We start from the raw sequence: 26,324 nt of genomic DNA on the forward strand, positions 1-26,324 counted from the left end.
AGAACAATAATAGTGATACTCTAGTTAATAGACGGAGTATCACTATTTTTTTTGTATCGTAATTCTACTTTTCACCAGTTTTTAAAATATGAGAATTATTTGGAACTGGGTCTAAGTATCTTTATTTAATTTTTGCTCAGCCAATTATTACTACTTTTTTAAACTGCTAGTAGATCGTTTTAAAATTATAAAAAACCCCTGCTACTGAGTTCACAATAGCAGGGGTAAATATTTGTTTTTTCAGAGCTCTCGTAGAGTAATTCTTCTTATTCTACCGTGACTGATTTTGCCAAATTGCGTGGCTGGTCGACGTCTGTACCACGCATTACTGCTACATGGTATGACAACAGCTGCACAGGCACGCTGTAGACGATAGGGGCAAGCGTCTCGCAAACATCGGGCACATATACTAAGTGCAGTCTATCTTCAGCGACCATCTGACTGGCTTCGCTAGCGAAGACAAATAGCTCGCCATGACGCGCATGCACTTCTTGCATATTGGCTTTTAATTTATCAAACATACTATCTTTAGGTGCCAATACGACGATGGGCATGTCTTTATCGACCAATGCCAATGGACCGTGTTTGAGTTCACCTGCCGCATAACCTTCTGCATGAATGTAAGAAATTTCTTTTAGCTTTAACGCGCCTTCCAGAGCAATCGGGAACTGTAGACCGCGACCTAAGAATAGACAGCTCTTCTTATCTTCAAAGCTTTCACTCATGGTCTTGATAGGAGCATCAAGGTTTAAGCTGGCGTAGAGTTGTCCTGATAATTGATGTAACTCACTTAATAACGTATTTAAGTGTTCGTCAGTCATGCGCTTCTGCGTGACGCCAACTTTTAATATCAACAGTATCAATGCCACAAGCTGAGTGGTAAATGCTTTGGTAGAGGCGACGCCAATCTCAGGTCCTGCTAACGTCGGCAAGAAAATATCTGTTTCGCGTACCAGCGATGACGTCGGTACATTACATAATGCCAAGCTGACTAAGCCTGTTGGTGTTTGCTTCTGGATATCACGTAACGCTGATAAGGTGTCAGCCGTTTCACCAGATTGAGAAATACAGATGACCAAAGTGTTATCGACGACGACAGGATTGCGATAGCGGAATTCGCTGGCAACCTCGACCGAACAAGGTATACGAATAAGGCTCTCAAACCAGTATTTTGCGACCATACCAGCGTGATAACTGGTACCACAAGCAATCACTTGCACATGACGAATACCTGACAACAGTGTCTCATGACGCTGTAAAAAATCGTCGCGTAGTTTAGTCGTTTCACCATTATCCAAAGCCATCTCTATCGTACGAGCGACGGCATCTGGCTGCTCGTAAATTTCTTTGAGCATATAATGTTTGAACTCGCCTTTATCGGCATTATGCTGGGTTGCATCAATCTCATGTATCTGACGTTGGACTTCAACACCATCTGCATAAACTTGAATGCTATTGCGAGTTAATTTGGCGATATCGCCTTCTTCTAGATACATAAAGCGGTTAGTCACTGGCAGCAACGCCAATTGATCTGATGCGATAAAATTCTCACCGATACCGACACCAATCACTAAAGGTGAGCCTAGACGTACAGTAATGAGTTCATCAGGGCAATCTACGTGTACGATACCCAATGCAAAAGCACCGTGCAGTAACGGGATAATGGTGCGTACTGCTTCTAACAAGTCAGGCGTTTTTTTGTAGATATCATGGATTAGATGCGCCACAACTTCAGTATCTGTCTGTGAAGTAAACACGTAGCCTTTGGCTATTAACTCTTCTTTTAGTTCAGCGTAGTTTTCGACGATGCCGTTATGCACGACCGCAATCTTGCCTGACACGTGTGGATGTGCATTACGCTGTGCTGGTTCGCCATGGGTTGCCCAGCGCGTATGAGCAATACCGATGTAACCATTAAAAAACTCTGGATTGATTGCAACGGCATCAACCAGTGCCTGTACTTTACCTACTTGGCGCTCACGGTGTAGTTCACCATCACGAATAACCGTCAGGCCAGCTGAGTCATAGCCACGATATTCTAAACGCTTTAGGCCTTCAAGTAAGATATTAGCGATATTTCGCTCAGCAACGGCGCCTACAATTCCACACATGGCTCTTCCTTAGATTCAAATTTTAGTAGTTCAATATATAATGTTGCAAGATCAAATAATTTGGTTGGTCATTAATGATGAGTCATCAACAGATAAATATGATGAAGCAGCACCACAAAGATTGCCGTACTGCTTAAAATGGTTCAAGAATGACTGAGGTTGACTAAACCACCAATGAGCAATTATTTTTTAGGGGGTCTTTGAAAATCATTTTTTTGTACTTGACGCGCACGACCAAATGCCAACGCACTACTATCAACGTCTTTGGTAATCACAGAACCAGCAGCAACGGTAGCAGTATCGCCAATCGTCACTGGAGCGACTAGACTGGCGTTAGAGCCGATAAACGCATTGTCTTCAATGATGGTTTGCGATTTATTAGCACCGTCATAGTTACAGGTAATGACACCAGCACCGATATTAACGCCTGTGCCAACGGTTGCATCACCGACGTAGCTTAAGTGATTTACTTTACTGCCTTGACCAATAGTCGATTTTTTAATTTCGACAAAGTTACCAATTTTGCTGTTATCAGATAGTACGGTATCAGGACGCAAGTGCGCAAAAGGTCCGATATCAACACCAGCACCAATATCAGCGCGATCGATCACGCAATACGGTTTGATGTAGCAGGCATTACCAATCTGGGCATTTTTGATGACACAGCCCGCTTCGATATAGACGTTGTCACCCAAGGTACAGTCACCTTCAAATACCACATTAACGTCAATAAACACATCTTGACCAGCGGTTAACGTACCACGAATATCGACACGGGTAGGATCGGCAAATTGCACGCCAGCTTCTTGCAAATCAGCAACTAGCTTGCGCTGCCAAGTGCGTTCTAGACTAGCAAGCTGTTGACGATTATTAACTCCTTCAATCTCAAACGTATGCTCAGGCTCAATCGCCGCGATAGTAATACCATCGGCGACTGCCATTTTAACGATATCCGTCAGATAATATTCTTGCTGTGCATTGTCGTTAGAGAGCTCAGGCAAGTATTTGTGCAGTAACGCATTATCGACGCAGTAGATACCGCTGTTAATTTCTTTAATGCTTTGCTCTTCAGCATTGGCATCTTTTTGCTCAACGATGGCTTCAATATTACCGGCTTGGTCACGCTTAATACGACCCAATCCAAACGGATTATCGACCGTCAGCGTCAGCATCGACATGCCATCAATATTGGCAGTTTTCAATGCTGTCAATGTCTCACAGCTTACCAATGGCACATCACCGTAAAGAATAAGACTTTGTCCTGACTTGGGTAAATCAGACAGTGTCACCTTGACCGCATGGCCAGTTCCCAATTGCTCAGTTTGAGCAACCCAAGTAATCGATGCTTGTGTATATTGATTGGTAATCTCTGACTTTACTTGATCACCACCAAAGCCATGAACAATGATGGTTTCATCAACAGTGAGCTGATGACAAGTATCTAGCACATGGCCTAATAAAGACTTCCCAGCCAATGTCTGCAATACCTTTGGCTTTGCCGATTGCATACGTGTGCCTTTACCGGCAGCTAAAATAATTACAGAAAGAGGAGATGTCATAATAGGCTCACAAATGTAACAAAATATAATATTGGATTATAGCGCAAATGTTCATTTATAAAAATGCTGTGATGTGCAGGCTTTGTAATGCCACCTACTAACAATAGATCAATTGTCTATACAGGAGAGTAGCGTTCAAATTGATAACGTTGCTAGGATTAGCGGTTGTAGAGTAGCCAATTCAGCATCGTAGTAGTTAGGGTAGCTTATAACAGCACACCAAACATAACCGCTACCCATACTACTGCTGCCATGATACCGGCGATGATGTCATCGAGCATAATGCCTAACCCGCCAGCAACTCTTTTGTCAGCCCATCCAATCGGTGGCGGCTTAACGATATCAAAAAAGCGAAATAAGATAAAAGCGAAAACAATGGCGAAAATAGAAAGTTCTTGAGACATATTTTGCCAAAAGTTATCGTCAGCAATCCCCATGTAAGAAAGAGGCAGTAGGGTAATCCAAATACCTGCCCACTCATCCCAAACGATATGCGGATCATCATGACCTTGCATCAGCTCAGCAGTGCGTCCGCAAATCCAAACGCCCAAAATACAAGATAGAATTGTCAGAATGAGAAAAGGTATAAAGCCCAAACTCAACAATGGTATTGCAATGATTAACCCACCAACAGTACCCCAAGTGCCAGGTGCACGGCGCGGCAGACCACTACCTAAACCTAGCCCAAGCCAATAAACCACACGGTCAAGCATACTGGCACCGACCGGTAATGGTGGGCAGTCATTTGCTTTACGGATGTCAGGCTTAGATAAGTCGTGATCAGTCATGGATTAGCCTGTAAAGTGTTGGTAACCAGTAAGATTGGGCCACGTCAAAAACGGTGCGGGCTGAGTTGGCGTCACTGGCTGATTTTGATAAAACAGTTCAAGACGTGAGTTATCAGAAGACTTGGTATCTGTCGCTATCGGATCTGCTAGTGCAATTACCTCGCCGATACAAGTGACAGGTGTGTTGCCAGTAGGCGGTTTGATATGTGAAGGCAAAGTAAATGCCAGTTCATAATCATCGCCGCCCGCTAGCTGACCTAATAAGCGATCAGACAAATCGACAGTAGATAATGACTCGCTACTCGGTAGCTTATCTAAATGGATTCGTATGCCGACAGAGCTTTGCTGACAGATATGCCCAAGATCTTGGTAAAGACCGTCGGAGATATCTATCATCGCTGTGGCACCCATCTTTGCCAATGCTGCACCTAGCGCAATACGCGGCGTTGGCATATGTAGACGATGTGCCAACTCGATACCTTGTGCGCTGTCAGGATGTTGCAAGGCGAAAGCAGCATCACCAAGTGTGCCTGAAACATAAACTTTGTCACCCACTTGTGCACCTGAGCGATAAATGGCTGGTGTATCTGCGGCCAGTAATCCCTGCGCGCTGATACTGAGCACTAAACGATCACCACGCGTGGTATCACCACCTATCAGCGTCACGCCAAACAGCTGGCACGCATGAAATAAGCCTTTGGCAAATGTCGTGAGCCAATCGTGATTTGCTAGACGTTCAGGTAGTGCCAACGCTAGCATAATGCTATGTGGCGTCGCACCCATAGCAGCGATATCTGAGACATTAACAGCCACGGCTTTATAGCCAATCGCAAACGCTAATTCGTCGACTCTTTGCCAGTTAGCATGAAAGTGACGACCTTGAACCAACGTATCAATACAGCTAACCAAGCGTGATCCTGCTGGCAATGCCATCACCGCCGCGTCGTCACCGATACCTTTTTCGATACCAGTTAATGGCGTATGCGTGGCCTGCATCTGTGAGAATATACGCTCAATCAGCTCAAACTCGTTCATGGCTAGTCTTAGTCTTTGGTATCGTTAGCGTTTTTCTTGCTCGCCTTAAAGTCACTGATATTTGCACTGGCTTTACTGGCACTACTGCGTTTAACGTTGGCTTTGTTAGCACTGATACGCGGCTTGTTTGATGCAGTCGGCTCATCGACGATCGCGCTTTCTGTTTCAGCAGCAGTTTCGATGCTATCCACTGGATTTGCTTCAGACTGTTTAGCCGCCGCTTTTTGTGACGTACGTAGATTGGCATTAGTGTCTGCTTGCACTTCGACTGCGCGCAGCTCACCGGCCATTTTATCCAGTACCGCATTAATCAATTTGTGAGCATCAGTCGCCCCAAAGTGATTATTTAGCTTCATTGCTTCATCAAGCACGACTTTATAAGGAATCTCTACACGGTTTTGCAGCTCATACGCGCCAATCAACAAGATAGCGTGCTCAACCGTATCTAACTTATCAACCTCACGATCGAGATGCTGACTGATAAGCGCGTCGAGTGCTTCAATCTGCTCTGGGATGTCGCGCATCATTTCATGATAATAACCGATATGGACGGTATGCATGGCATTGGTTGCACGCGTGCGAGCAGCAATATCATGCGGAGCATTGGCTTTCCAGCCAAGCTTACCATCTACATCAAAGCGGCGATCAGTGACGAGCCATTCGTATAGGCCCTGCATCGCAAAGCGACGTGCCTTACGAATAGCAGTGTGACTGGTCTTGTAAGAAGACTCACTCATATCGAATGTTTGATCACCCGCACTACTGCTCGCTATACGGGTAGCTTCAGCTTGTCCATCATTGGCTTGTGCGGTTTTCGCAGCGCTAATAGCGCGCTTGAGTTGGTCAGTCATAGGGGGTCTGTACCTAAATTTTTGAGATGATACCCAGTCAAAATATAAATTAGCAAAGTAACTTATTAGCTATGCTGACTTAAAGCTTTAAAGGGTATAGAAATACGGCGAAAATTCAAAAAGTAGCCAATTGTTTTGATAGCTGGCTAATGCTATGAGGTGCTGTTATTACTAAATAGCAGCACCAGTTAAGCTAATAAATTTGAGCTTTAAAGCTTACGCTTCATCGATGCTGTCATCAATATCTAGCTGTGATAAAACAGCGATCATTTCTAGTACAACCATCGCAGCTTCAGAGCCTTTGTTGCCCGCTTTAGTACCAGAGCGCTCAATGGCTTGCTCGATGCTATCAGTAGTGATGATACCGTTAGCAACAGGGATATTATAATCCATTGCCACAGCGCTCAAACCTTTGGCCGACTCGCTAGCTACAATATCAAAGTGTGGAGTGCTGCCACGGATGATTGCACCCAGCGCCACAATCGCGTCAAAACGATCTGATTCAGCAGCACGTTGGGCCACAAGTGGTAGCTCAAATGCGCCAGGCACGCGAATAACAGTAATGTTGCTACCCAAGACACCATGACGGAGTAGGGCATCGATTGCACCATCAACCAATGACTCAACGACAAAACCGTTAAAACGACCGACAACGATACCAATGCGAGCATCAGCGTTTTGATGTAGGTTGCCATCGATATGAGTCACGTCGTTGCGCTGCTGTTGTAAATTCGACATAAAAAATCCTTTGCTTAATAAGCGTTCAATTGAAATATAGGCGTCAATAAATAGCTAAATAGTCTGATGCGTTCAATCGACTCGGTCGCCTATTATTTTGGCGTTGCCCTAGTTAATTGAACGAAAATAAATGGTTAGCGCTATGATAGCATTTTTTTGGGTTTTATTTGTATATTACGAGCGTGCTAAAGACGCATCTGTATTCCTTGCGCTGCCATATACTCTTTGGCCTCCAATACCGTGTACTCACCGAAGTGAAAAATACTGGCGGCAAGTACGGCATCTACGCCGCCTTCTAGTACGCCTTCTGCTAAATGTTGCAGGTTACCGACGCCGCCTGAGGCGATAACTGGTACATTAACACGGCTCGTAATTTGCTGCATCAGTGCCAAATCATAGCCTTTTTTGGTGCCATCACCGTCCATCGAGGTGACCAGTAGTTCACCAGCGCCCAACTCTGCCATTTTGCTCGCCCAAGCAACGGCATCGATACCCGTTGGCTTACGGCCACCATGAGTGAAAATCTCCCAACGTGGCACGACAATACCATCGACGTTGATATCAGCGACACGTTTGGCATCGATGGCAACGACGATACACTGGTTGCCAAATTTCTGCGCGGCTTCACCAACGAACTCCGGCGTAAATACGGCTGCTGAGTTAATGGCAACTTTATCCGCGCCAGCATTGAGCAAATTGCGGATATCAGCGATTTTACGCACGCCGCCGCCAACGGTCAGCGGAACGAATACCGTTTCTGCCATGCGCTCAACAGTATGATAAGTGGTATCGCGCTCATCATTGGTCGCAGTAATATCCAAAAAAGTAATCTCATCAGCGCCCTGTTCGTTGTAGCGTTTGGCTACTTCAACAGGATCGCCTGCGTCTTTGATATCGACAAATTGCACGCCTTTGACCACACGGCCATTGTCAACGTCCAAGCAAGGAATGATACGCTTTGCTAACATAGGGTCTTTCACCTTATAATCAATTCATAGGCGCTAGTCTAGCAAAATCACTGCTATTTCAGGCAGGTTTTCGCAAGATTATTACGCTTTTCACCATAGTTTTATCATGCGCGGTACAATTGCTGTCATTACCGCATAAATTTATCCTATTCAACTTCTTATCCAATTGCTATAAGTGAGATGTCATGTCCGTCTATACCCAGTTAACCGATGACCAGTTTGCCGCCTTTTGCCAAAGCTTTGGCGTGTCATTCGCCCGTGCGATTCCGATCACTCAAGGGATAAAAAACTCAAACTGGTTTATTCAAACGACTGACGATGTAGATGGCACATACTCTTACGTGTTCACATTGTTTGAAGAGCGTCCGCCTGCTGATATCGAAAAAATGGCCGTTATCCTCAATCAATTAAATGGCAAATTACCAGTTGCTGCGCCGCTAGCCGTTATTGAATCAAATGGTTTGCAAACGGATGGCGAGGACAAGCGTTATGTCATCCACTATGAAGACAAAGCGATTACGCTAGTACCGTGTCTAGCAGGCTCACATCCGGATCAAACCACGCAAGCAATGTGTCATGATATTGGCGCAGCATTAGCAATGCTGCATGAAACGCTACAAGCACTACAACCAAGTGAGCAATACGGCGTGCCTTTGTACCCATGGACAGAGGTGCGCGACCGTGAAATGCAGTTCATGCCAGGTGACGAAGCCAAGCTAATGAGCGATATCTGGCGCTCTTATTCAGAATTACCATTGGTAACCTTACCAAAAGGTCTGTGTCATTTAGACATGTTTGCCGACAATACCTTATGGAATCTACAAAAAGGCGAAGCACGTTTGACGGGCCTGTTGGACTTTACCGAAGTCAGTGTCGAGCATTACGTGATGGACATTGCCATTACCATCAATGATTTTTGTACCACGTGGGGCGTTGCAGAACAAGGCGAATCCGTTAACTTTGACCGCAGTAAAATGGCAGCGTTCTTACAAGGTTATGAATCGATCCGCCCACTGAACAGCGATGAAAAACGCGCACTACCTGTTATGCTGGCGAAAGCGGCGGTGATTTTCTGGTTATTACGCCTAAATGTGATTCACTACAACCGTACCGAAGGCCGTACAGGTGATAACATCATGGTCAAAAACCCTGACTTGATGAAACGTCTGGCCGCTTACCATTGGACGCATGTTGAAAAGTCACAGAATACCGTATTTGTACTATCAACCAAACCAGATAATCAAATAGTTGGTGTATTTAGCAGTATTACCCAAGCTGAGCAAGCGCAGGAAGCATTAAATAGTAGTGAGTTTGCAATCAAAGAATATACGCTAGATCAATTGTCTTAAGCATTGCCTATTCATTTATTCTAGTACCAATGCTAGTACTAATTTTAGCACCGAAACCTTAGAGGCGACCCCATGACCGATCAAGTTGATAACTGGCACAAACTGGCGCGCTACGATACCAATATGCAAGGTGAGCTACACGCCAACCTACTACGTAATAACGGCATCACCGTGTCCTTGCAGCCGCTCAGCGCTATCCCTGGCATGAACTCGGGTATCGTTCTTTGGGTAGAAAGTACAGATTTGGCAGAAGCTCAGCGCATTTTGGATACCATCCCAACTGATGGTGCCGCCTTACTGGATGAGATGAGTGATGCTGACTTTGATGCGCTATCTGCTGCTCAAAGTAACACTTCCCAAGGCAACCCGACAATAAATGATGAACCGATCATAAACGATGATTCGCTTAATAATAACAATGGCGGTAACGATTAAATGTGTCAACTCTTAGGAATGAACTGTAATACCCCAACGGATATTGGCTTTAGCTTTGCAGGCTTTCGCAAGCGCGGCGGGATGACGGACAGTCATGAAGATGGCTTTGGTATTGCATTTTTTGAGCGCAGCGAATGTAGCAATAATGACAAAACGAACGATGAGACGGCAAATGACTCAACGGGCTTGCGTCTGTTTCATGATAATCGCCCAAGCCATCTGTCGCCAGTCGCTGATTTGGTTAACAATTACCCAATCAAAGCCATGAATGTTATTGCGCATATTCGTAAGGCGACACAAGGGCAGAACTGTTTGGCCAACACCCATCCATTCGTCCGTGAAGTCTGGGGCGAGCAGTGGGTATTTGCTCATAATGGACAGATGAATAGCGAATTTATCAAACGCTGTCAGCGCTTGCAAGACAACGGTAATGCCTCACACTGTCAGCCAGTCGGTTCAACTGACTCTGAGATGGCATTCTGTTATTTGGTCAATCGTCTAAAGAGTAGCTTTAAGTCGCGTCCTGATGACAAAACGCTGTTTAATTTTTTGACCACGCAGTGTCGCTATCTATCGGCCAATGGTCTATTTAATTGCTTAATATCGAATGGCAGGTGGCAATTGGCTTATGCGGGTAGCTTACTGTTTTATCTTACGCGCAAAGCGCCATTTGGTGAAGCCAAACTCGCTGATGATGATATGGCGATTAACTTTGGTGATGTGACTACAGATACAGATAAAGTCACTATTTTAGTCACCGTGCCATTGACTGAAAATGAGAAGTGGCAGCAGCTCGCCGTCAATGAATGCTTAATTTTTCAAGATGGTGATGTCATTTATAAAGATAGTCCAAGCCAGCGCAAGTTTTTGACGGTTGATGAAGGTATTGCAATCGCACGAGCAGTTGGGGCGAGTGTTTAAAGGTTAATGAATATCCAATACTGTTTAAATATAACCCCCACAACACCGTTTAAATTTCTCACCAGACCCACAAATGCACGGTTGTTTTTGGCTGACAGTCATCGCAACCGTCGGGTCTAAAAAGTACCAAAGTGCATCTTGATTAGCTTTGCTTTTTACCTTTACGAAAGTAGACAGTTCATGATGCGCCTGTATTTTTTCTGCTAAATCAACTGCATTATCTTTGGCATTAAAGTAAGCCTTAAATTCAACCTGTGCATGACGTTTACCCAGTTTTGGCGTGTGCTCTACAATCTCTAGTCCTGCCCAATCTGTCTCTTTTGCCCAACTTTCAATCGCTGCAACATCAAGTAATGCTTGCTGAGCAGGCACTGTGGTCTTGACGATATACTCTGGTTTCACCAATGCAAAGGCACTATAGCGCGTGCGCATAAGCCGTTCGGCTGTCTCCGCTTTTGTACCATCTGCTTTGTCAACCTCATCATTATAAAACGCACCATTATAAAAAGTATCATGATATGGCTGGCAGCAGTCTTGATAGGATAGTGGAGCATCTGTCGTCTCTGCTGTTGGATTGATTTGGCAAGGGCAAGTATCTGGGTAAGATTGCATGTTTTACTCTAATTTTTGTTTGGGCTTATTCGTTTAGGCTTAATGGTCTTTTGATAACTTTATTGCAGCATGCTTTTTATTAATTCTGGCAATATGCCGACTTTGAGCTGCGCCCATGCAGAAGGATCACTTAATCGTGACCAAAACATCTCAAAAGGTGGGGCGGCATATACCAGTAGCGCAAGGATAGTGTATAGAAGCAAATACCACCATTTGTCTTTTGGCTGATAAAATTTCATCGCAGTGCCTGATGAGCGTTTCATTTTCATATTGGACAGATTGACGCTATACAGTTCATCCAATGATAAGTGCACCATTGCGCCACCAAATAAAAACAGACCATAAAACCAACTGGTCGTCAGCGGTAGGTGCAGACCATAATAACTTAGGCACGTCAGACCCAATCCCAGTATCGCCATATACGGCACAGAGTGGATGACGCCGCGATGCACCGTCATCGTAGTAAAAATATGAAAAACCACGTAACGCATAAAACCGTAGCCCACCAGCCACAATACTATCAATGCCAGTAAGCTCAAATCACTACGCCAATGCATGACCAGCCCAAAGGCAAAGATAAACGAGGTGATATTAAAACCGAGCTTAATCGGTGTTGAATTATCAGAATCTAAGTCTGGCAGCAACCCACCGATAGTACCAAGCGCCACGCACACCAAAAATCCCGAATCATCAATCAATCCAGCTTTATAAACCGTCAAACTCAGTGTGCCGCTGACCATAAATGCGACATTTAAGTGGGTATTAAAATTTGCCATAAAACTCATTCATCCATAGCGCTCAAAAAGTCCTTTCGAGCGGCGTATCTAGCAGTAAAAAAGCGCACCATGATACCATAGACCGCCCATACGTCTAATAGAGATAGCCTGTAAGAGAGAGCTTCTATGCCTGCCAATGATTTGCCCACCACACTTAACTCCGATACTCATACTAAGCAGCTGCCTGTAGTAGAAGGTCAGCTTGATAACAGCTTTGCTACTATTGACTGGCAAGTGCCTTGGTTATCGCATATTACTCAATTGAGTTATATCAGCAACACGATTGAACGGCTTAGTCGCTCGAAATCACAGAGAAATAGCTTGGATGGTTTGAATGATTCAGAAGGTTTGGATAATGTGAAAAGTCTATATGAGCACAATATAAATGCTTCTGGCACCAATACGCCTGACACGATTGCCAAAGTCTTAAAAACGGCGATGACGCAGCAGGTTAATCACTTGCAACAGCCGTTACCGTGTACCAAACCTGCTCATGACCACAAATCTCAAACGCTACAATTCGTCTCTCAAAATGCATTTCCTGAAGGGGAGGCTTATGAGCATTTCATCGGCACAACTGGCAATATCCCAACACGGGATAATTTGCATGACTTGTTTAATGGCAGCATTTGGCTGACCTATCCGAAGACTAAGGCTGTGCTCAATTACTATCATATGCTAGAAATCGAAAAGCAAGGCATCAGTGAGCGTCGAGGGCGTGTGCGCGACACTATTACTGTCTTTGATGAGAATGGCGCAGTGCTAGTGACTTCTGATGCTAGTATCGGTGAGGCATTGGTTGATTTTGACTGGCAGGCAAGTTTGGTGAAGCCGCGTGCTAAATGGGACAACCCAACTCAGCCTGATAACAGCGCTCAAGCCGCAGTCTATATCTTTGGGCATGCACTGCTTGAGCAGTTGGTACATCCTCGCAAACCTCTATGCGCTCACAGCATTGTCATTCACGTTGCACAAGAATTCTTTACCTTATCCTTAGCTGAACGTATGAGCTATTTGGATGACAAAGTTGCCGAATATATGGATACCTTATTATCCAATGATGAAGTCAAACCGCGCCAGCTTGCGCCGTTACCTATCTTGGGGGTGCCGCATTTTTGGGCAGAAAATGCCGATACTGACTTCTATGAGGACAGCTATGTATTCCGCAGTGGACGACGTAAAAAAGATAAAAATTAAATAGGAATAAATCATTTAAAGATAGCTCGCTAAACCGTTGTTACGTTTACGATTGTGCCACGATTCGACAACGTCCAGACGTTAACAAAGCCTTGTATGTTTGTTATGGTAAAAGGGAGTTTCTGTTAATCACTACAGATATGATTATCTCTTTTGTTAACACTGACTTCTATCAGACAGTTTTGCGAAACTGCTCTGCTGATCCAAGATAGATCAATCATTTATTGAGCCACCAGTCATACATAAACTTATAATAATTTATGTCCAGGATTTATAACAACGATAAGGAAGCTATCATGAGTGATATTTTTGATGTAAAAGACACCCTTTCGGTTGCTGGCAAGGAGCATGCCTACTACAGCCTGCCAAAGCTGACCGAAACTTATGAGCATATCAAGACACTACCATTTTGTATGAAAGTGGTATTAGAAAACCTATTGCGTAACGAAGACGGCGGCCAGTCGGTTGGTAAAAACCATATCGAAGCAGTTGCCAACTGGGATGCAGGGGCTGAGGCGTCAAAAGAAATCGCTTTTATGCCAGCGCGTGTGGTATTGCAGGATTTCACTGGTGTACCTTCGGTAGTTGATTTGGCTGCGATGCGTGATGCAGTTGTCGAGCTTGGCGGTAAGGCTGAGCAGATCAATCCGTTTATCCCTAGTGAGCTGGTCGTCGATCACTCTGTACAGGTCGATGCTTATGGCCGCGAAGATGCGCTAGATTTGAACGAAAAAATTGAATTTAAGCGTAATAATGAGCGCTATGAATTTTTGCATTGGGGCAAGCAAGCCTTTGAAAACTTCGTCGTGGTACCGCCAGCGACAGGTATCGTGCATCAGGTTAACCTTGAGTATTTAGCCCGTGTCGTGATGGCAGCAGACGTCGATGGCGAGCTGACCGCTTATCCAGATACAGTATTTGGTACAGATAGCCATACCACGATGATTAATGGTATTGGCGTACTTGGTTGGGGTGTAGGCGGTATCGAAGCTGAAGCGGCGATGCTAGGTCAACCGTCATCAATGCTGATTCCACAAGTAGTCGGCTTTGAGCTGAAAGGCAAGCTAACCGAAGGCGTCACGGCAACCGATTTGGTATTACGTGTCGTTGAAATGCTGCGTGCGCATGGTGTGGTAGGTAAGTTCGTCGAGTTTTATGGCGAAGGCTTACACAGTATGCCGCTAGCGGATCGAGCTACCATTGCCAATATGTCACCAGAGTATGGCGCGACTTGTGGTATTTTCCCAATTGACCAAATGGCGATTGATTACTTGCGTCTATCTGGCCGTGACGAAGAGCAGATTGAACTGGTTGAAAAATATGCTAAGGCGCAAGGTTTATGGCACGATGCCGATACACCAGCGGCGACTTATTCGAGTAAGTTAGAACTAGATCTGTCGTCAGTACAGCCAGCACTTGCTGGTCCAAACTTGCCACAGCAGCGTATCAATTTGTCTGATATGCATGAGAAGTTTGGCGAAACGTTAGAAAAAATGACTAAAGATCGTAAGTCAGAAGTAGAAGGTAAAGTACGCTTTGATCAAGAAGGCGGCGAGCAAGAGCAAGCTGAACACTTAGCGGCTGAACCGAATATCGAAGTTGATACCAGTGATGACAATGCAGGTTACGCGCCAGCAAACAATGTCTTCTCAAATGTCAGCATCGATGACAAACAACACAAACTACGAGACGGATCGGTAGTTATTGCTGCCATCACTTCTTGTACCAATACTTCAAACCCAGCGGTAATGATTGGTGCAGGTCTAGTGGCTAAGAAAGCTGCTGCCAAAGGTCTTAAAGCCAAGCCTTGGGTTAAGACATCGCTCGCACCGGGTTCTAAAGTCGTAACCGATTATTTAGAAAAAACCCATCTAATGGATGAGCTAGAAAAGACGGGCTTCTACTTAGTAGGGTATGGTTGTACGACGTGTATCGGTAACTCAGGGCCATTATCAGAAGAAATCGAAAAAGGCATTGAAGAAAACGACTTAGTCGCGGCAGCGGTACTGTCTGGTAACCGTAACTTTGAAGGTCGTATTCACTCGCATGTCAAAGCCAGTTATTTAGCCTCACCACCGTTGGTCGTTGCTTATGCGTTAGCAGGTACAGTCGATATCGATCTGACCACTCATCCACTAGGCCAAGACCAAGACGGCAACGATGTATTCCTAAAAGACATCTGGCCGACTTCAGAAGAAATTAACGAGTTAATTGCCAACAATATTGATGCTGATATGTTCCGCAAAAACTACGGCGAAGTATTTGATGGTAGTGCCGCATGGAACGCAATTAGTTCAGCGGATAGCCAACTATATCCATGGGATGAAGGGTCAACGTATATTAAAAACCCACCTTTCTTTGATGGTATGACCATGGAGCCAGAAGGTATCCCTGATATCGAAGGCGCGCGTATCCTAGGTCTGTTTGGTGACTCAATCACCACCGATCATATCTCACCAGCAGGTAATATCGATCCAGACTCGCCAGCAGGTAAGTACTTGCAAGAGCGCGGTGTGATGGAAGCGGACTTCAACAGCTATGGCTCACGCCGTGGTAACGATGCAGTCATGACTCGTGGTACTTTTGCCAACATCCGTATCAAAAATACCATGATGGGCGGTAAAGAAGGCGGCTATACCTATTACTTCAAAGATGACAGCGCTACGCTACAAGATGGCGAAGAAATGCCCATCTACAATGCAGCAATGAAGTATAAAGAAGATAAGCGTCCGCTAGTGGTACTGGGCGGGGCAGAGTATGGTTCTGGTTCGAGCCGTGACTGGGCAGCTAAAGGTACTATCTTGCTAGGCGTAAAAGCGGTGTTGACCAGCTCGTTTGAGCGTATTCACCGTTCAAACCTAGTCGGTATGGGTGTGCTACCATTGACGTTTAAAGATAGTCAAAATGCGGAGACTTACAAACTAGATGGTTCTGAAGTGCTGAGCATCACGGGGCTAGATAATGGTGAAAGTAAAACAGCCACGGTTACGGCTACACGTGCTGATGGTTCGGCAGAAACCTTTGAGGTAAATGTTGGTCTACAAACGCCAAAAGAGCGCGAATATGTGCGTCATGGCGGCGTATTGCACTATGTACTACGTCAATTGGCTGCTGAGAGCAAAGAAGCAGGCTAGTAGTTAGTTAAGCTTTGTATGATAAAAAGCCCAATCACCTTTAAAGTAGGGGATTGGGCTTTTCTATGTGGCATTTTGAAAATTTAGCTGCTTGAACATCAAGACAAAATACAAGTTTGGGATAGTGCAAACGTAACCGGCTCAATAAGCAGGAATAACTATTCAAACTGGTGAGTCGCGTTTCATTAGTATTCTTTTAAAGAGTTCAATAAAAACAACCTACTGTAAGTGTTGTTTCAATTGAAACACATTTTTAGCACTAGCCTAAGGTTTCTGAACCAACTCTGCTCGTTTATCGAAGCTTGGATAAACCTCATTTAATAAATCTAAGACTTTATTGAATAGAAGAATTAGGTCACTTTCTGCACCATCTTCATATCGTGGTGCTAGTCTTGGAATTCTATGAAGCCGATGAAGTGGATTATGGCAAGTAGTAAAAACAACATCCCTAATTGCGCACCATTGACCATGTACATATGAAGAAGGCCAAGCGTAATAAGCATCGTATATACTCTTACAGCCTGCAACTTGAGACATTTTACGTAAGTCTATGTTTGCCCAATTACCTAAACTAATATTTTGAAAGTCCATGTAGATATCTTCATTCGCTAATGCTTCAACATTTTCTTTCTTAATGTAGCCAGGTTGGTTTTCTAGAATCTCTTCCAACTTTAGAAATGTAAGCTTTGCTTGTCCTGAACCATAGCTTCTATAAATATCCCAAAGTTTTTCATCTCTTACACTTATTAAGTAATTAAAAGTGATATAGATTTCAGCCAGCATTCTTAAAGCTAACTTTGCAGTTACTAACTTCCCTGATGATGCCAACCCTTCTTGTGTTACAGTGAGAGCATAAAAACAAAAACCAAAGGATGCATCACGTTTGGGCTGAATATGGGTGAATTTATCAGTTCTTAAGAAATGATCAAATAAATCATTCCAAATGTCTCGGACTGAAGAGACAGTTTCCATTAAATCAAAATCAACACTGCTTTTGTTTGGTACGGGCGAAATACACTCTGTATTACCTTTGCATTCATTCCAGAATTTTTCTGTCCAAGCCTTTTTTCCTTGAGAGTAATCTTTATCCAACGTGTCACCGCCAAATTGCATTTCAGTTGCTCGAATAAACGGCCTAACCTTTCGTTGGTCTTCGTAATTGGGATATTCAGTATACTCTCTATACTGCCCTTCAGTTTGGAGTTGAAGCTTTCCAGAATAAATAATGGGTATCATATAAGCCCAACGACAATCAGTAGCTTCTTGAGATTGATGATCTAAAAGAATTGCGACTGCATCCGCTAGATTAGTCCAAAGTTCTCCTTCATTTTCCGGCACTTCTCCAAGATATTCGCCCCACTTTTTGGATAAAGGTAAATCTTTAAACAATATTAATGGCTTTAAAGCATTAACTACTCTTTTATCTGAAAAAAGCACTTCAAAAAATTTATCTTGCAGATCACAATCTAGAATAGATAAACCATATATCCCTACACGAGGTAAACTACAATTCCTATTTTCTATCTCTTGAAATAACTTTCCAACATGTAGTCCTATTTGTCTAAAGGTTTCAATTGCTTGTTCTCTACCGATTGCATTCATTAGCAATGCAGCCCAAACCATGCAGGGAAGCCTATCATTCATCCAAGAGATATAAGCCGCATTTGGAATCTGATTAAAAGGAGATATTAGTTTAGAACCTTCCTTTTTATGAGAATCAATTTTCCCTTTGCTCTTATTCTTTTGTTTTTGCCTTACTCTTTTTTGAGACATCAATTGAACTCCTGTTCGTTAAATAGAATGTTAACATTTATTCATCTGCCTTCAATACTATCTAATGATCTCAAAAGGAATGCAAACTGATTAGGCCATGTTATACCGACTGATAAAACTATGTTTTTGAAGTAAATATAAGCTTGCATCTTCATAGTTATCAAAGATGAATGATACAGTAAGTATTAATATATCCTAGTCTAATCTGACTTAATAATTTAAGCATATTTACTCTTCAAGCTTTTTCAGTCAACAGCTTAATTCCTAGCCCCATAAATACGACACCACTTATTTTATTCATCATGGATTCAATTTTTGGATTCTCTCTTAGTTTTTTGCTGAACTTTGACGCCAACAGCGCCAAACTCAAGCACCATATAAAGCCTGTGGTGGCAAAGGTCAGCCCCAACATCAAAAATGACAGCATGCCATAAGCATAACTAGCGTCGATAAACTGAGGGAAGAACGCCAAGAAGAATAAAGCGACTTTTGGGTTAAAAGTATTGGTCAACACACCTTGCTTATATATTTGCCAACCATCTACAGTCTTTTGGCTAGTCACGTCCTGATCTTTGGATAAATTGTTTGCTATCGAGTTAGAGTTTTTGCTCAGTAGCATTTTTAGACCCAAATAGCACAAGTAAGCCGCACCGATATATTTGACGATCATGAAAGCGATAGGGGAGTTGGCAAGTAATACGGACAATCCTAGTGCCGCCAATAACGTATGTACCAAAACACCCGAAGTAATGCCAAGAACAGAATAAAACCCTGCTGTTTGCCCCTGTGAAATACTACGGGTGATGATGTACATGCTATCCGTACCTGGCGTTAGGTTTAACAAAATAGCCGCTAAGATAAACCCTAGATAACTCTCGATACCAAACATCGCAATCACTTCCCTTTAATCACGCTAAGCCCCATCATTTATAGTAGGTAGCTGCACTTTATCAATACGCTTGTCAGGTCGATGTTAACGAGTATTAGATAGGTTGGCAATAGCGCTATCAACAGTAAGCTAGCAGCTATTAATAATAAGCTAACGACAACAGAATAGAGGGTTTTAAGAAACGACAGACATAAAAAAGCCCAGTCACCATATGATGACTGGGCTTTTTTATTGTTCGCTTATTAGTCTAACCTGATGCTAAGCAAAAGTGCTAATAAGTGACGCCGAATAGTGGCGTCCCCAGGGGGATTCGAACCCCCGTTACCGCCGTGAAAGGGCGGTGTCCTAGGCCTCTAGACGATGGGGACGCATAGAGTGTTATAACCAGTGGTTACAACGGTACTTCACAATATCAGATAGCTTATTAAATAAGCATTGCCTAGGTGCTGATATCGTCCTACTAGCGAGTATTTATTATTACGTTTCAGTAATACTGAGCGTTGCTATAAATAAGTATGGTGGAGCTAAACGGAGTCGAACCGTTGACCCCTTGCATGCCATGCAAGTGCTCTACCAACTGAGCTATAGCCCCTCGCTAAGAGTGTGCGTATTTTATGTAAGAGCGGCAGTCTTGTCAACAACTATTTTAAAAATAATTCATAAATATGCAAAAAAAAGCGATTTAGCCTATTTTAAAGGCTCAACAAGCCCAAATTAGCGTGGATTTTGCTTCAGCGCGATCTCTTTGATGGCTTTATCGGTATAAAGCTCTTCTTCGCTACCATCAGAAAAAATAATCGCACAGCATTCAGTTGGCATATATTGACCGCCTTTTTCTCGGATAGTTCTGATGCCTTTGACGCCAATGATGTCATATTCGCCCAATTTATCTAGATTATGCTTGGTGTAACCACAGTAAGTGCTGTATATCCATTTTAAATCTTCGAAGTCTTGGCCCTTGGTCAGGGTCAAAGTTGCATCAAACAGTTCCTTTATGATGGCATCATAATATTTCTGTGCTTCTTTTAGGGTATTAAAGACATAGTCTTTGCTTTCTATCGTGACGGTTTTGGCGGCCATGTTTATTTCCAATTAAAATATTTAATAAAAGATGTCTAATAATTTGAGGTAGTAATAACTGCGCTTAACGAAAAAAGGGTCAGAGATGGCCTGACCCTTTTACATTCGACAAGTTTAGCTAGTTAACTGTTTAGTAGATAAGTTATTCAGCAGCAGTTAAGAAATCTGGCAACTCTGCCGCTTGTTTCTCAAGTTTTTTCAGTTTCTTTTTACCGAGGCCACCCAGTACGTCAACCGCATGGCGCAAGCGTGTCAGCGTCATATCAGCACCGATAATCGCCATAGAGTTCATGACTGGCGTCGATGAGGTGCTACCAGCGATAGCGATAAAGAACGGCGCCATAAAGTCACGCATCTTAATATCCAGATGAGCAGCAAGGCCTTTTAGCGTGGCGTAGATATTTTCTTCTGACCACGTCGGCAGGACTTCTAACTGCCAAAGCGCTAATTGCAGCATCTCGATAATTTGCTCAGGGGTGAGCGATTTATGAGTGAAGCTCTCAGCATTGATATCAGGTAGGTTTTGGAAGTAGAAACCACCCCAATTAACCGCATCAGACAATAGCTCGATACGTGGCTGAATCGCCGCTGCGATAGCCGTTAGCTTATCACTGTTACTAGCCCATTCAAGGATTTTATTCTTTAGCTCTTCAGGGCTAAGCGCACGTAGCCATTCTGCATTGAGCCAGTTTAATTTTTCGATATCGAAGATAGGGCCGCCAAGCGACACACGCTGAATATCAAAGCTGGCAATCATTTCTTCTAGTGTGAATTGCTCAGCATCATTAGGCATTGAGTAGCCCATACGACCGAGATAGTTTAACAATGCTTCAGGTAGCACGCCTGCATCACGATAGTAGGTGATAGAGGTTGGGTTTTTACGCTTAGACAGTTTTGACTTATCTGGGTTACGCAGTAGCGGCATGTGGCAAAGCGTTGGCATTTCCCAACCAAAATAATCATATAGCAGTTGATGCTTAGGCGCAGAGTTCAACCACTCTTCACCGCGCATCACATGAGTGATTTCCATCAAATGGTCATCAACGACGTTGGCTAAATGATACGTTGGCATACCGTCTGTTTTTAGCAGTACTTGCATGTCGACTTGAGTCCAAGGGAACTCAACGGTGCCACGTAGCATGTCTTGTACCTGACAAGTGCCTTCGGTCGGTACACGCATACGAATCACGTGCGGCTTGCCCTCGCTTACCAATTGCTCGGTTTTTTCTGGTGCAAGATGGGCACAGCGACCATCATAACGAGGGGTCTCGCCATTAGCCATTTGTTCAGCGCGCATAACATCTAACTCTTCACTGGTACAAAAACAGCGGAACGCATGGTCTTTTTCTATGAGTATCTCAGCGTGTTTTCTGTAGATATCGCTACGTTCGCTCTGACGATAAGGGGCGTGTGGGCCGCCAATATCTGGGCCCTCGCTCCAATCCAACCCAACCCAGCGTAGGGCATCCAAAATCATTTGTTCTGATTGCTCAGTCGAGCGAGTCTGATCAGTGTCTTCGATACGTAAGATGAATTCGCCACCATGCGCTTTGGCAAAAGCCAAGTTAAACAGGGCAATATAGGCAGTACCTACGTGAGGAAAGCCAGTTGGTGATGGGGCGATACGCGTGCGCACAGGGCGCGTGCTGTCAGTAGAGGTTTGCATGGTAAAAGTCTCAAAGTTTGCTATCGATATAAGCTATCAGTATAAATAGCGATGAAAGATATGAAGTCGATGTCAAGAAATAGCGTAAAATATAGCGCTAGTATAACAGAGACATGTGATATTTTTAATGAAAAGCCCTTCTAGTGCTTGACTACAGGTGTATCCTTGCGATAATAATGCTAAGCAAGTCATAACTTGTTTATTTTCATCTAATTACTGGCCAGTATGGTCGTCATCTATTGAGTTGTTTGTGTCCCTATCAAAGTCTAAGCCAAAATCGAAAGCCAGTCCTTCTGCCGCCGCTGATCTCTCTGAGTCAGTGTCTAGTCCTTCTGTTGTAAAGGATGCGTCTATGCAAGATGTCGATCTGGATGTTACTCACGCCCGTCATGAGGGTGATATCACGTCTGATGAATTGAGTTTTGTCCATGATGCGGTGCTGCTGCAAGAGACCGTCGCAGCAGTACTAGGTGTGAAGTCCTTGCCCAAGCAAACAGAAGGCGACCAAAATAGCTTAAATATAAGTGGTATCTATGTTGATGCGACCTTTGGTCGTGGCGGCCATAGTCGACTGCTACTAAGTCAACTCGCCGATGACGCAACACTGATTGTCTTTGACAAAGATCCGACCGCCATTAGTGTGGCGCAAGAGCTGGCAAGCAAAGACAGCCGTGTGCGTGTGGTTCACGATAGTTTTGCGACGTTGACCGATAGTCTGGCTGCTATGGGCATCAGTGAAGTTGATGGCTTGATGGCGGATTTGGGCATTTCATCACCGCAGATTGATGATGGTAGTCGCGGCTTTAGCTTTATGCGTGACGGGGCAGTAGACATGCGTATGGACACCAGTCGAGGCCAGTCAGTTGCCGAATGGCTCGAAACAGTCGATGATGAAACGTTGGCCAATGTGCTTTATGATTTTGGTGAAGAGCGTCACAGTCGCCGTATTGCTCGTGCTATCAAACAGATGGAGAGCTACGAGTCTACGCTTGAGTTGGCAGAAGTGATTAAAGTAGCGCATCCCAACTGGCAGCGCGGCAAACATCCAGCGACGCAAAGCTTTCAAGCCATGCGTATTTTTATTAATAACGAGCTAGGCGATGTTGACGACTTTTTAGCGCAAAGTATTCCTATCTTAAAGTCAGGTGGTCAACTAGCGGTCATTAGCTTTCACTCATTAGAAGATCGCCGTATCAAACAGTTTTTGCAGCGACATAGTAAAGGGCAATATCCAGAAGACGAAAACCTGCCAATGCCGCCGAATCGTCCGCGCTATTTTAGCAAGCCAAAACGTGTTGGCCCAAGCAAAGCTGAGACGAGTCAAAACCCGCGCGCGCGTAGCGCATGGCTGCGTATGGCAACGCGTACTGACACAGCTTATGAGCAGATAACAGCACCATAGAACATCATGCTGCCACAAATCATAGTCGAATAAAATTGGTGAGTTGTCTAAGATTGCTAATGTTTGTCTAAATGATGCGCAAACGTCCTAATGGCTACGCCACTGTTAAAAATCTGTAAATATTGTCTGTTAGGCTCAGCAGTTAGTTTTTATCTGCTTAATAGTTGAATGGTTTTATATAGTATAGCCACTCAACGTGTTTGGTTATGGTATGGCATATTGATAGTCATGAGTTGTGATGACTTGTGGCTATTGAATATATTAGCTATTGGCTGTGTTTTTCATATTCGTTTTTTAGGTTTAGGTTTTACACTTATAAGTGTCTTTGGTTTTATATTTATCGATGGTATGACCGAATAATGACACGTTCATCTTTCGCAATCCGTTATCTACTCTATCGTTTACGTTCACCTTTTTGAGATCGTCATGGCAATATCTGACAAACCTGCGAATCGCCGCACTGCTACACCTTATAATACCGATGTCGGCGAGCTGTTCGTGCGCCGGTTTAATGTGGTGAGCATTTATGTGGTCGTGCTACTGCTATTGGCCGCCACGATTGTATGGAGTGGTATCAAAACTGCCGAAGAAGTTCAGCAATATCATCAGGACTACAAAACTTTGCAAGACATGAAAAAACAAGAACGTAAGCTACAAGTAGAGCATCAGCGTCTATTGATTGAGCAACAAACCTTTAGCGCCACGCCGCAGATTGCCAGTCGAGCGGTTGCTGAATTGGGCATGTATTCACCAACATTAAAGGATAAGCTGATTATCCAGCCTGGTGTCGCTACTGCATTGGTGCCAGTGGTTACGGAAGACTCAGATGAAGATTTGAATGATGTCATTGGGCCACGTGCCTCTACCGACATCTCTCCTGAAGAACCAGCGACGGAGGCAGGACAATGAGTGAAAAAAAGCCTAAATCCACCGCAAAAAATACTAGCAAAAAACCAGCCAGCGGCAAGGTAACCAAACCTCTACGCCGAGCCAGTGCTGCTAAATCTGGTCAGACGAGTAGCAAGCCTGATAAAGCTGCAAGTAATCGTAAGGCCAAATTGTTTGGTCGTATCAAAAAAAGCGATACCCAAGGTGCTTATACCAGTGTAAAAAATCGCAAAAGTAAAATGGTTTTTTCGAGCAAAGCGTCAGGTGCTTCTGCTCTCGGTGGTTTCGAACAAGACAAAAACCGTTTTCGTATGGTCTGGGGTCTAGCGCTGGTCATATTAGCGCTACTGATTAGCCGCGCCTATTATATTCAGGTTGCTAATGCACAGTTTTATCAAGACAAAGGTAATGAGCTCATTACCAGTGAGCGCACCCAAAAATCTTATCGCGGTATGATTACCGATCGTAATAATCTACCGCTTGCGGTCAGCGCGCCGCTCGCGACGGTTTCGTTTAGTCCGCATGATTATTCGCGTGAATATTACGAGCTAAAGCGCATTATCATTACCAATCCTAGCAGTCCACAATTACAGGCGCGTATGCAGAAGCGTCTGGATAATATGGATCTGACAAAGCTAGCCGCTGCTGCCAATATCTCGGTCGATGAACTAAAGAAAGTCACGGCTATTGATGACAGTATCGATGTGACCGATGAGAAAGCCGTAAAAGCTGCTTTGCCATCTGGCGCAGGCTCGCACTATTTGCCACTGCTTAATAAAGTTACACCTGAGATTGCCCAAAGCGTCAGCTCGCTTGACTTCCCTGGCGTCTACGAAAAGAATTTCTTTCAGCGTTATTACCCGCAGCCACAGTCTAACGCACAGCTGCTAGGTTTTATGGGTCAAAACGCCAAAGATCCCGAAGGCGGCTACGAAGGCCGTGCTGGTATTGAGCGTCAGTATGAAAAAGATCTGGCAGGTGATGACGGAAAAGTTTTAGTTCTAAAAGACGCCAAACAAAATAGCCTAAAAGAAATCAAACAAATCGAGCCAGAAGTACCTGGCAAAGATGTGGCATTAACGATTGATTCGCGTTTACAGTATTTGCTGTATAAAGAGCTAGAAAAGGCTGGGCGTTTGCAAAAAGCACGCTGGTCAACGGGTATGATCGTTGATGTGCAGACTGGTGAAGTGTTGGCATTATCAACATGGCCGTCATTTAACTCAAACAACCTTAATGAGATGACGGGTGAAAACCAGCGTAACCGCGCATTGTTAGATGTGTTTGAGCCAGGTTCGGTAATGAAACCGTTTACCGTGGCGGCAGCGCTAGACTCGGGCAAATATACGCCAACGACTTTGATTGATACCAATCCTGGTTCGATTCGCGTACGTGGCTATACCATTCGAGATCATAATAATTTGGGCATGATTAACATGGCCACGCTATTACAGAAATCTAGTAACGTTGCCTCGACCAAGATTGCGCTATCACTGCCAGCCGATGCTATTAGTAATATGCAACGACAGTTTGGCTTTGGCTCAAAAACACCTTTGCAATTCCCAGGTGAGGGCAGTGGTCTAATCGTCACGCCAAAAGAAAAAGAAACCTCGCGTCGTGCGACGGTTAGTTATGGTTATGGTCTGCAAGTGACATTAGCACAGGTTGCACAGGCGTATTCAGCCCTAGCAGCAGGTGGAGTCATGCATCCATTAACTTTAATTAAAGATGATAAGTCACAGCCAAGCAAACGCATTATGGCGCATGAGCAGGCAATGTCGATTGTACAGATGCTTGAGAGCGTGACTGAGCCTGGTGGTACGGCAAAAGCCGCTGCTATTGATGGATATCGCGTGGCAGGTAAAACGGGTACGTCACGCCGCATCAATCCAGACGGTGGTTACTATACGGATCAGTATCGTAACGTCTTTGCTGGTATGGCGCCTGCATCCAATCCAAAGCTGGTAGGCGTGATGCTTATCGAAGACCCGCGCGGTCAGATTTATGCTGGTCTAACGGTCGCACCTGTCTTCCATAATGTGATGAAAGAAGCATTACGATTGTATAATGTGCCTTTGGATAAGCCACTAAAAACGGAAGCGCAGTAAGCGTTCAATTATTTTAAATGTCCAGTTCTACTGAGCTGACACGT

At 44.1% G+C, this 26,324-nt stretch carries 21 protein-coding genes and 2 tRNA genes; 8 read left to right on the plus strand and 15 right to left on the minus strand.

The genetic code is table 11. The features are described 5' to 3' along the window. Nucleotides 1–266: 266 nt before the first annotated feature. The 7 genes from glmS to hisF all read right to left on the minus strand — a co-directional run bounded on the left by glmS (nucleotide 267) and on the right by hisF (nucleotide 8,050). Nucleotides 267–2,111 (minus strand): glutamine--fructose-6-phosphate transaminase (isomerizing), encoded by a 1,845-nt coding sequence (gene glmS / locus ACHEVO_RS11480; protein WP_394125016.1) that lies wholly within the window; start codon nucleotides 2,109–2,111, stop codon nucleotides 267–269. 182 nt (nucleotides 2,112–2,293) lie between these two features. Continuing rightward, nucleotides 2,294–3,670 carry a bifunctional UDP-N-acetylglucosamine diphosphorylase/glucosamine-1-phosphate N-acetyltransferase GlmU gene (gene glmU / locus ACHEVO_RS11485; RefSeq protein WP_394125017.1) on the minus strand — a complete coding sequence of 459 codons (1,377 nt, stop codon included), beginning with the start codon at nucleotides 3,668–3,670 and terminating at the stop codon, nucleotides 2,294–2,296. Between the two features lie 206 nt (nucleotides 3,671–3,876). After that, the gene (locus ACHEVO_RS11490) at nucleotides 3,877–4,458 is read right to left on the minus strand and encodes a phosphatidylglycerophosphatase A family protein (protein WP_296211298.1); all 582 of its coding nucleotides are present in this window, start codon (nucleotides 4,456–4,458) and stop codon (nucleotides 3,877–3,879) included. A gap of 3 nt (nucleotides 4,459–4,461) precedes the next feature. Further along, complete coding sequence (thiL, locus tag ACHEVO_RS11495; RefSeq protein ID WP_394125018.1) at nucleotides 4,462–5,493, minus strand: thiamine-phosphate kinase; 1,032 nt, start codon at nucleotides 5,491–5,493, stop codon at nucleotides 4,462–4,464. Nucleotides 5,494–5,501: 8 nt separating this feature from the next. Continuing rightward, on the minus strand, nucleotides 5,502–6,344 hold the full coding sequence (gene nusB / locus ACHEVO_RS11500) for a transcription antitermination factor NusB (protein WP_394125019.1): 843 nt from the start codon (nucleotides 6,342–6,344) through the stop codon (nucleotides 5,502–5,504). 216 nt (nucleotides 6,345–6,560) lie between these two features. Further along, the gene (ribH, locus tag ACHEVO_RS11505) at nucleotides 6,561–7,082 is read right to left on the minus strand and encodes a 6,7-dimethyl-8-ribityllumazine synthase (RefSeq protein WP_075106501.1); all 522 of its coding nucleotides are present in this window, start codon (nucleotides 7,080–7,082) and stop codon (nucleotides 6,561–6,563) included. A 185-nt stretch (nucleotides 7,083–7,267) separates the two neighbouring features. Next, nucleotides 7,268–8,050 (minus strand): imidazole glycerol phosphate synthase subunit HisF, encoded by a 783-nt coding sequence (hisF, locus tag ACHEVO_RS11510; RefSeq protein WP_101205985.1) that lies wholly within the window; start codon nucleotides 8,048–8,050, stop codon nucleotides 7,268–7,270. Between the two features lie 185 nt (nucleotides 8,051–8,235). Here hisF and ACHEVO_RS11515 point away from each other — a divergent pair, with 185 nt between their 5' ends. The 3 genes from ACHEVO_RS11515 to ACHEVO_RS11525 all read left to right on the plus strand — a co-directional run bounded on the left by ACHEVO_RS11515 (nucleotide 8,236) and on the right by ACHEVO_RS11525 (nucleotide 10,755). Beyond that, a complete protein-coding gene (locus tag ACHEVO_RS11515) occupies nucleotides 8,236–9,399 on the plus strand; it encodes a homoserine kinase (protein ID WP_394125020.1) in 1,164 nt (387 codons plus the stop codon). A gap of 72 nt (nucleotides 9,400–9,471) precedes the next feature. Beyond that, entirely contained in the window at nucleotides 9,472–9,834 is a 363-nt protein-coding gene (locus ACHEVO_RS11520; RefSeq protein ID WP_341610369.1) for a hypothetical protein, read from the plus strand. Further along, nucleotides 9,835–10,755 carry a class II glutamine amidotransferase gene (locus ACHEVO_RS11525; protein WP_057762068.1) on the plus strand — a complete coding sequence of 307 codons (921 nt, stop codon included), beginning with the start codon at nucleotides 9,835–9,837 and terminating at the stop codon, nucleotides 10,753–10,755. 24 nt (nucleotides 10,756–10,779) lie between these two features. Here ACHEVO_RS11525 and ACHEVO_RS11530 read toward each other — a convergent pair whose 3' ends face one another. Together ACHEVO_RS11530 and ACHEVO_RS11535 are read right to left on the minus strand one after the other, a co-directional pair. Continuing rightward, entirely contained in the window at nucleotides 10,780–11,367 is a 588-nt protein-coding gene (locus ACHEVO_RS11530) for a YchJ family protein (RefSeq protein WP_394125021.1), read from the minus strand. A gap of 59 nt (nucleotides 11,368–11,426) precedes the next feature. Then, the gene (locus tag ACHEVO_RS11535) at nucleotides 11,427–12,143 is read right to left on the minus strand and encodes a hydrolase (RefSeq protein ID WP_394125022.1); all 717 of its coding nucleotides are present in this window, start codon (nucleotides 12,141–12,143) and stop codon (nucleotides 11,427–11,429) included. Nucleotides 12,144–12,269: 126 nt separating this feature from the next. Between ACHEVO_RS11535 and ACHEVO_RS11540 the strand changes: the two genes are divergently transcribed. Both ACHEVO_RS11540 and acnA read left to right on the plus strand, forming a co-directional pair. Continuing rightward, complete coding sequence (locus ACHEVO_RS11540) at nucleotides 12,270–13,340, plus strand: DUF3025 domain-containing protein (RefSeq protein ID WP_394125023.1); 1,071 nt, start codon at nucleotides 12,270–12,272, stop codon at nucleotides 13,338–13,340. 296 nt (nucleotides 13,341–13,636) lie between these two features. Then, entirely contained in the window at nucleotides 13,637–16,474 is a 2,838-nt protein-coding gene (gene acnA / locus ACHEVO_RS11545; RefSeq protein ID WP_394125024.1) for an aconitate hydratase, read from the plus strand. Between the two features lie 264 nt (nucleotides 16,475–16,738). Here the strand turns inward: acnA and ACHEVO_RS11550 are convergent, their stop codons facing one another. The 6 genes from ACHEVO_RS11550 to gltX all read right to left on the minus strand — a co-directional run bounded on the left by ACHEVO_RS11550 (nucleotide 16,739) and on the right by gltX (nucleotide 21,882). Continuing rightward, complete coding sequence (locus ACHEVO_RS11550) at nucleotides 16,739–18,247, minus strand: DUF5677 domain-containing protein (protein ID WP_394125025.1); 1,509 nt, start codon at nucleotides 18,245–18,247, stop codon at nucleotides 16,739–16,741. A gap of 235 nt (nucleotides 18,248–18,482) precedes the next feature. Beyond that, nucleotides 18,483–19,136, minus strand: coding sequence for a LysE family translocator (locus ACHEVO_RS11555; protein WP_394125026.1), 654 nt, complete (start codon nucleotides 19,134–19,136; stop codon nucleotides 18,483–18,485). Nucleotides 19,137–19,428: 292 nt separating this feature from the next. Further along, nucleotides 19,429–19,504: transfer RNA gene (locus tag ACHEVO_RS11560), tRNA-Glu, on the minus strand. Nucleotides 19,505–19,652: 148 nt separating this feature from the next. Beyond that, nucleotides 19,653–19,728, minus strand: a tRNA-Ala gene (locus ACHEVO_RS11565). A gap of 122 nt (nucleotides 19,729–19,850) precedes the next feature. Continuing rightward, nucleotides 19,851–20,216: a hypothetical protein gene (locus tag ACHEVO_RS11570; RefSeq protein WP_394125027.1), complete on the minus strand. Its 366-nt coding sequence runs from the start codon at nucleotides 20,214–20,216 to the stop codon at nucleotides 19,851–19,853. 142 nt (nucleotides 20,217–20,358) lie between these two features. Continuing rightward, nucleotides 20,359–21,882 (minus strand): glutamate--tRNA ligase, encoded by a 1,524-nt coding sequence (gene gltX, locus ACHEVO_RS11575; protein ID WP_394125028.1) that lies wholly within the window; start codon nucleotides 21,880–21,882, stop codon nucleotides 20,359–20,361. A gap of 352 nt (nucleotides 21,883–22,234) precedes the next feature. On the opposite strand from gltX, the gene rsmH reads away from it, so the two are divergent. The 3 genes from rsmH (at nucleotide 22,235) to ACHEVO_RS11590 (ending at nucleotide 26,280) form a co-directional block, all read left to right on the plus strand. Next, nucleotides 22,235–23,284, plus strand: coding sequence for a 16S rRNA (cytosine(1402)-N(4))-methyltransferase RsmH (gene rsmH / locus ACHEVO_RS11580; protein ID WP_394125093.1), 1,050 nt, complete (start codon nucleotides 22,235–22,237; stop codon nucleotides 23,282–23,284). Between the two features lie 426 nt (nucleotides 23,285–23,710). Further along, nucleotides 23,711–24,193: a cell division protein FtsL gene (ftsL, locus tag ACHEVO_RS11585; RefSeq protein ID WP_394125029.1), complete on the plus strand. Its 483-nt coding sequence runs from the start codon at nucleotides 23,711–23,713 to the stop codon at nucleotides 24,191–24,193. Continuing rightward, a complete protein-coding gene (locus ACHEVO_RS11590; protein WP_057762051.1) occupies nucleotides 24,190–26,280 on the plus strand; it encodes a peptidoglycan D,D-transpeptidase FtsI family protein in 2,091 nt (696 codons plus the stop codon). The genes ftsL and ACHEVO_RS11590 overlap by 4 nt, the downstream gene beginning before the upstream one ends. Nucleotides 26,281–26,324: the final 44 nt, after the last annotated feature.

It is taken from the genome of Psychrobacter nivimaris (assembly GCF_043419765.1).
GTDB lineage: Bacteria > Pseudomonadota > Gammaproteobacteria > Pseudomonadales > Moraxellaceae > Psychrobacter.

Excerpts from the sequence above, each read along its gene's own strand:
- nusB (WP_394125019.1), bottom strand. The coding sequence starts at position 6,344 with ATGACTGACCAACTCAAGCGCGCTATTAGCGCTGCGAAAACCGCACAA.
- hisF (WP_101205985.1), bottom strand. The coding sequence starts at position 8,050 with ATGTTAGCAAAGCGTATCATTCCTTGCTTGGACGTTGACAATGGCCGT.
- acnA (WP_394125024.1), top strand. The coding sequence starts at position 13,637 with ATGAGTGATATTTTTGATGTAAAAGACACCCTTTCGGTTGCTGGCAAG.
- ACHEVO_RS11540 (WP_394125023.1), top strand. The coding sequence starts at position 12,270 with ATGCCTGCCAATGATTTGCCCACCACACTTAACTCCGATACTCATACT.
- ACHEVO_RS11570 (WP_394125027.1), bottom strand. The coding sequence starts at position 20,216 with ATGGCCGCCAAAACCGTCACGATAGAAAGCAAAGACTATGTCTTTAAT.
- glmS (WP_394125016.1), bottom strand. The coding sequence starts at position 2,111 with ATGTGTGGAATTGTAGGCGCCGTTGCTGAGCGAAATATCGCTAATATC.
- ACHEVO_RS11490 (WP_296211298.1), bottom strand. The coding sequence starts at position 4,458 with ATGACTGATCACGACTTATCTAAGCCTGACATCCGTAAAGCAAATGAC.
- ACHEVO_RS11530 (WP_394125021.1), bottom strand. The coding sequence starts at position 11,367 with ATGCAATCTTACCCAGATACTTGCCCTTGCCAAATCAATCCAACAGCA.
- ACHEVO_RS11550 (WP_394125025.1), bottom strand. The coding sequence starts at position 18,247 with ATGTCTCAAAAAAGAGTAAGGCAAAAACAAAAGAATAAGAGCAAAGGG.
- rsmH (WP_394125093.1), top strand. The coding sequence starts at position 22,235 with ATGCAAGATGTCGATCTGGATGTTACTCACGCCCGTCATGAGGGTGAT.
- gltX (WP_394125028.1), bottom strand. The coding sequence starts at position 21,882 with ATGCAAACCTCTACTGACAGCACGCGCCCTGTGCGCACGCGTATCGCC.
- glmU (WP_394125017.1), bottom strand. The coding sequence starts at position 3,670 with ATGACATCTCCTCTTTCTGTAATTATTTTAGCTGCCGGTAAAGGCACA.
- ribH (WP_075106501.1), bottom strand. The coding sequence starts at position 7,082 with ATGTCGAATTTACAACAGCAGCGCAACGACGTGACTCATATCGATGGC.
- ACHEVO_RS11535 (WP_394125022.1), bottom strand. The coding sequence starts at position 12,143 with ATGGCAAATTTTAATACCCACTTAAATGTCGCATTTATGGTCAGCGGC.
- ACHEVO_RS11515 (WP_394125020.1), top strand. The coding sequence starts at position 8,236 with ATGTCCGTCTATACCCAGTTAACCGATGACCAGTTTGCCGCCTTTTGC.
- ACHEVO_RS11520 (WP_341610369.1), top strand. The coding sequence starts at position 9,472 with ATGACCGATCAAGTTGATAACTGGCACAAACTGGCGCGCTACGATACC.
- ACHEVO_RS11555 (WP_394125026.1), bottom strand. The coding sequence starts at position 19,136 with ATGTTTGGTATCGAGAGTTATCTAGGGTTTATCTTAGCGGCTATTTTG.
- thiL (WP_394125018.1), bottom strand. The coding sequence starts at position 5,493 with ATGAACGAGTTTGAGCTGATTGAGCGTATATTCTCACAGATGCAGGCC.
- ACHEVO_RS11525 (WP_057762068.1), top strand. The coding sequence starts at position 9,835 with ATGTGTCAACTCTTAGGAATGAACTGTAATACCCCAACGGATATTGGC.
- ACHEVO_RS11590 (WP_057762051.1), top strand. The coding sequence starts at position 24,190 with ATGAGTGAAAAAAAGCCTAAATCCACCGCAAAAAATACTAGCAAAAAA.
- ftsL (WP_394125029.1), top strand. The coding sequence starts at position 23,711 with ATGGCAATATCTGACAAACCTGCGAATCGCCGCACTGCTACACCTTAT.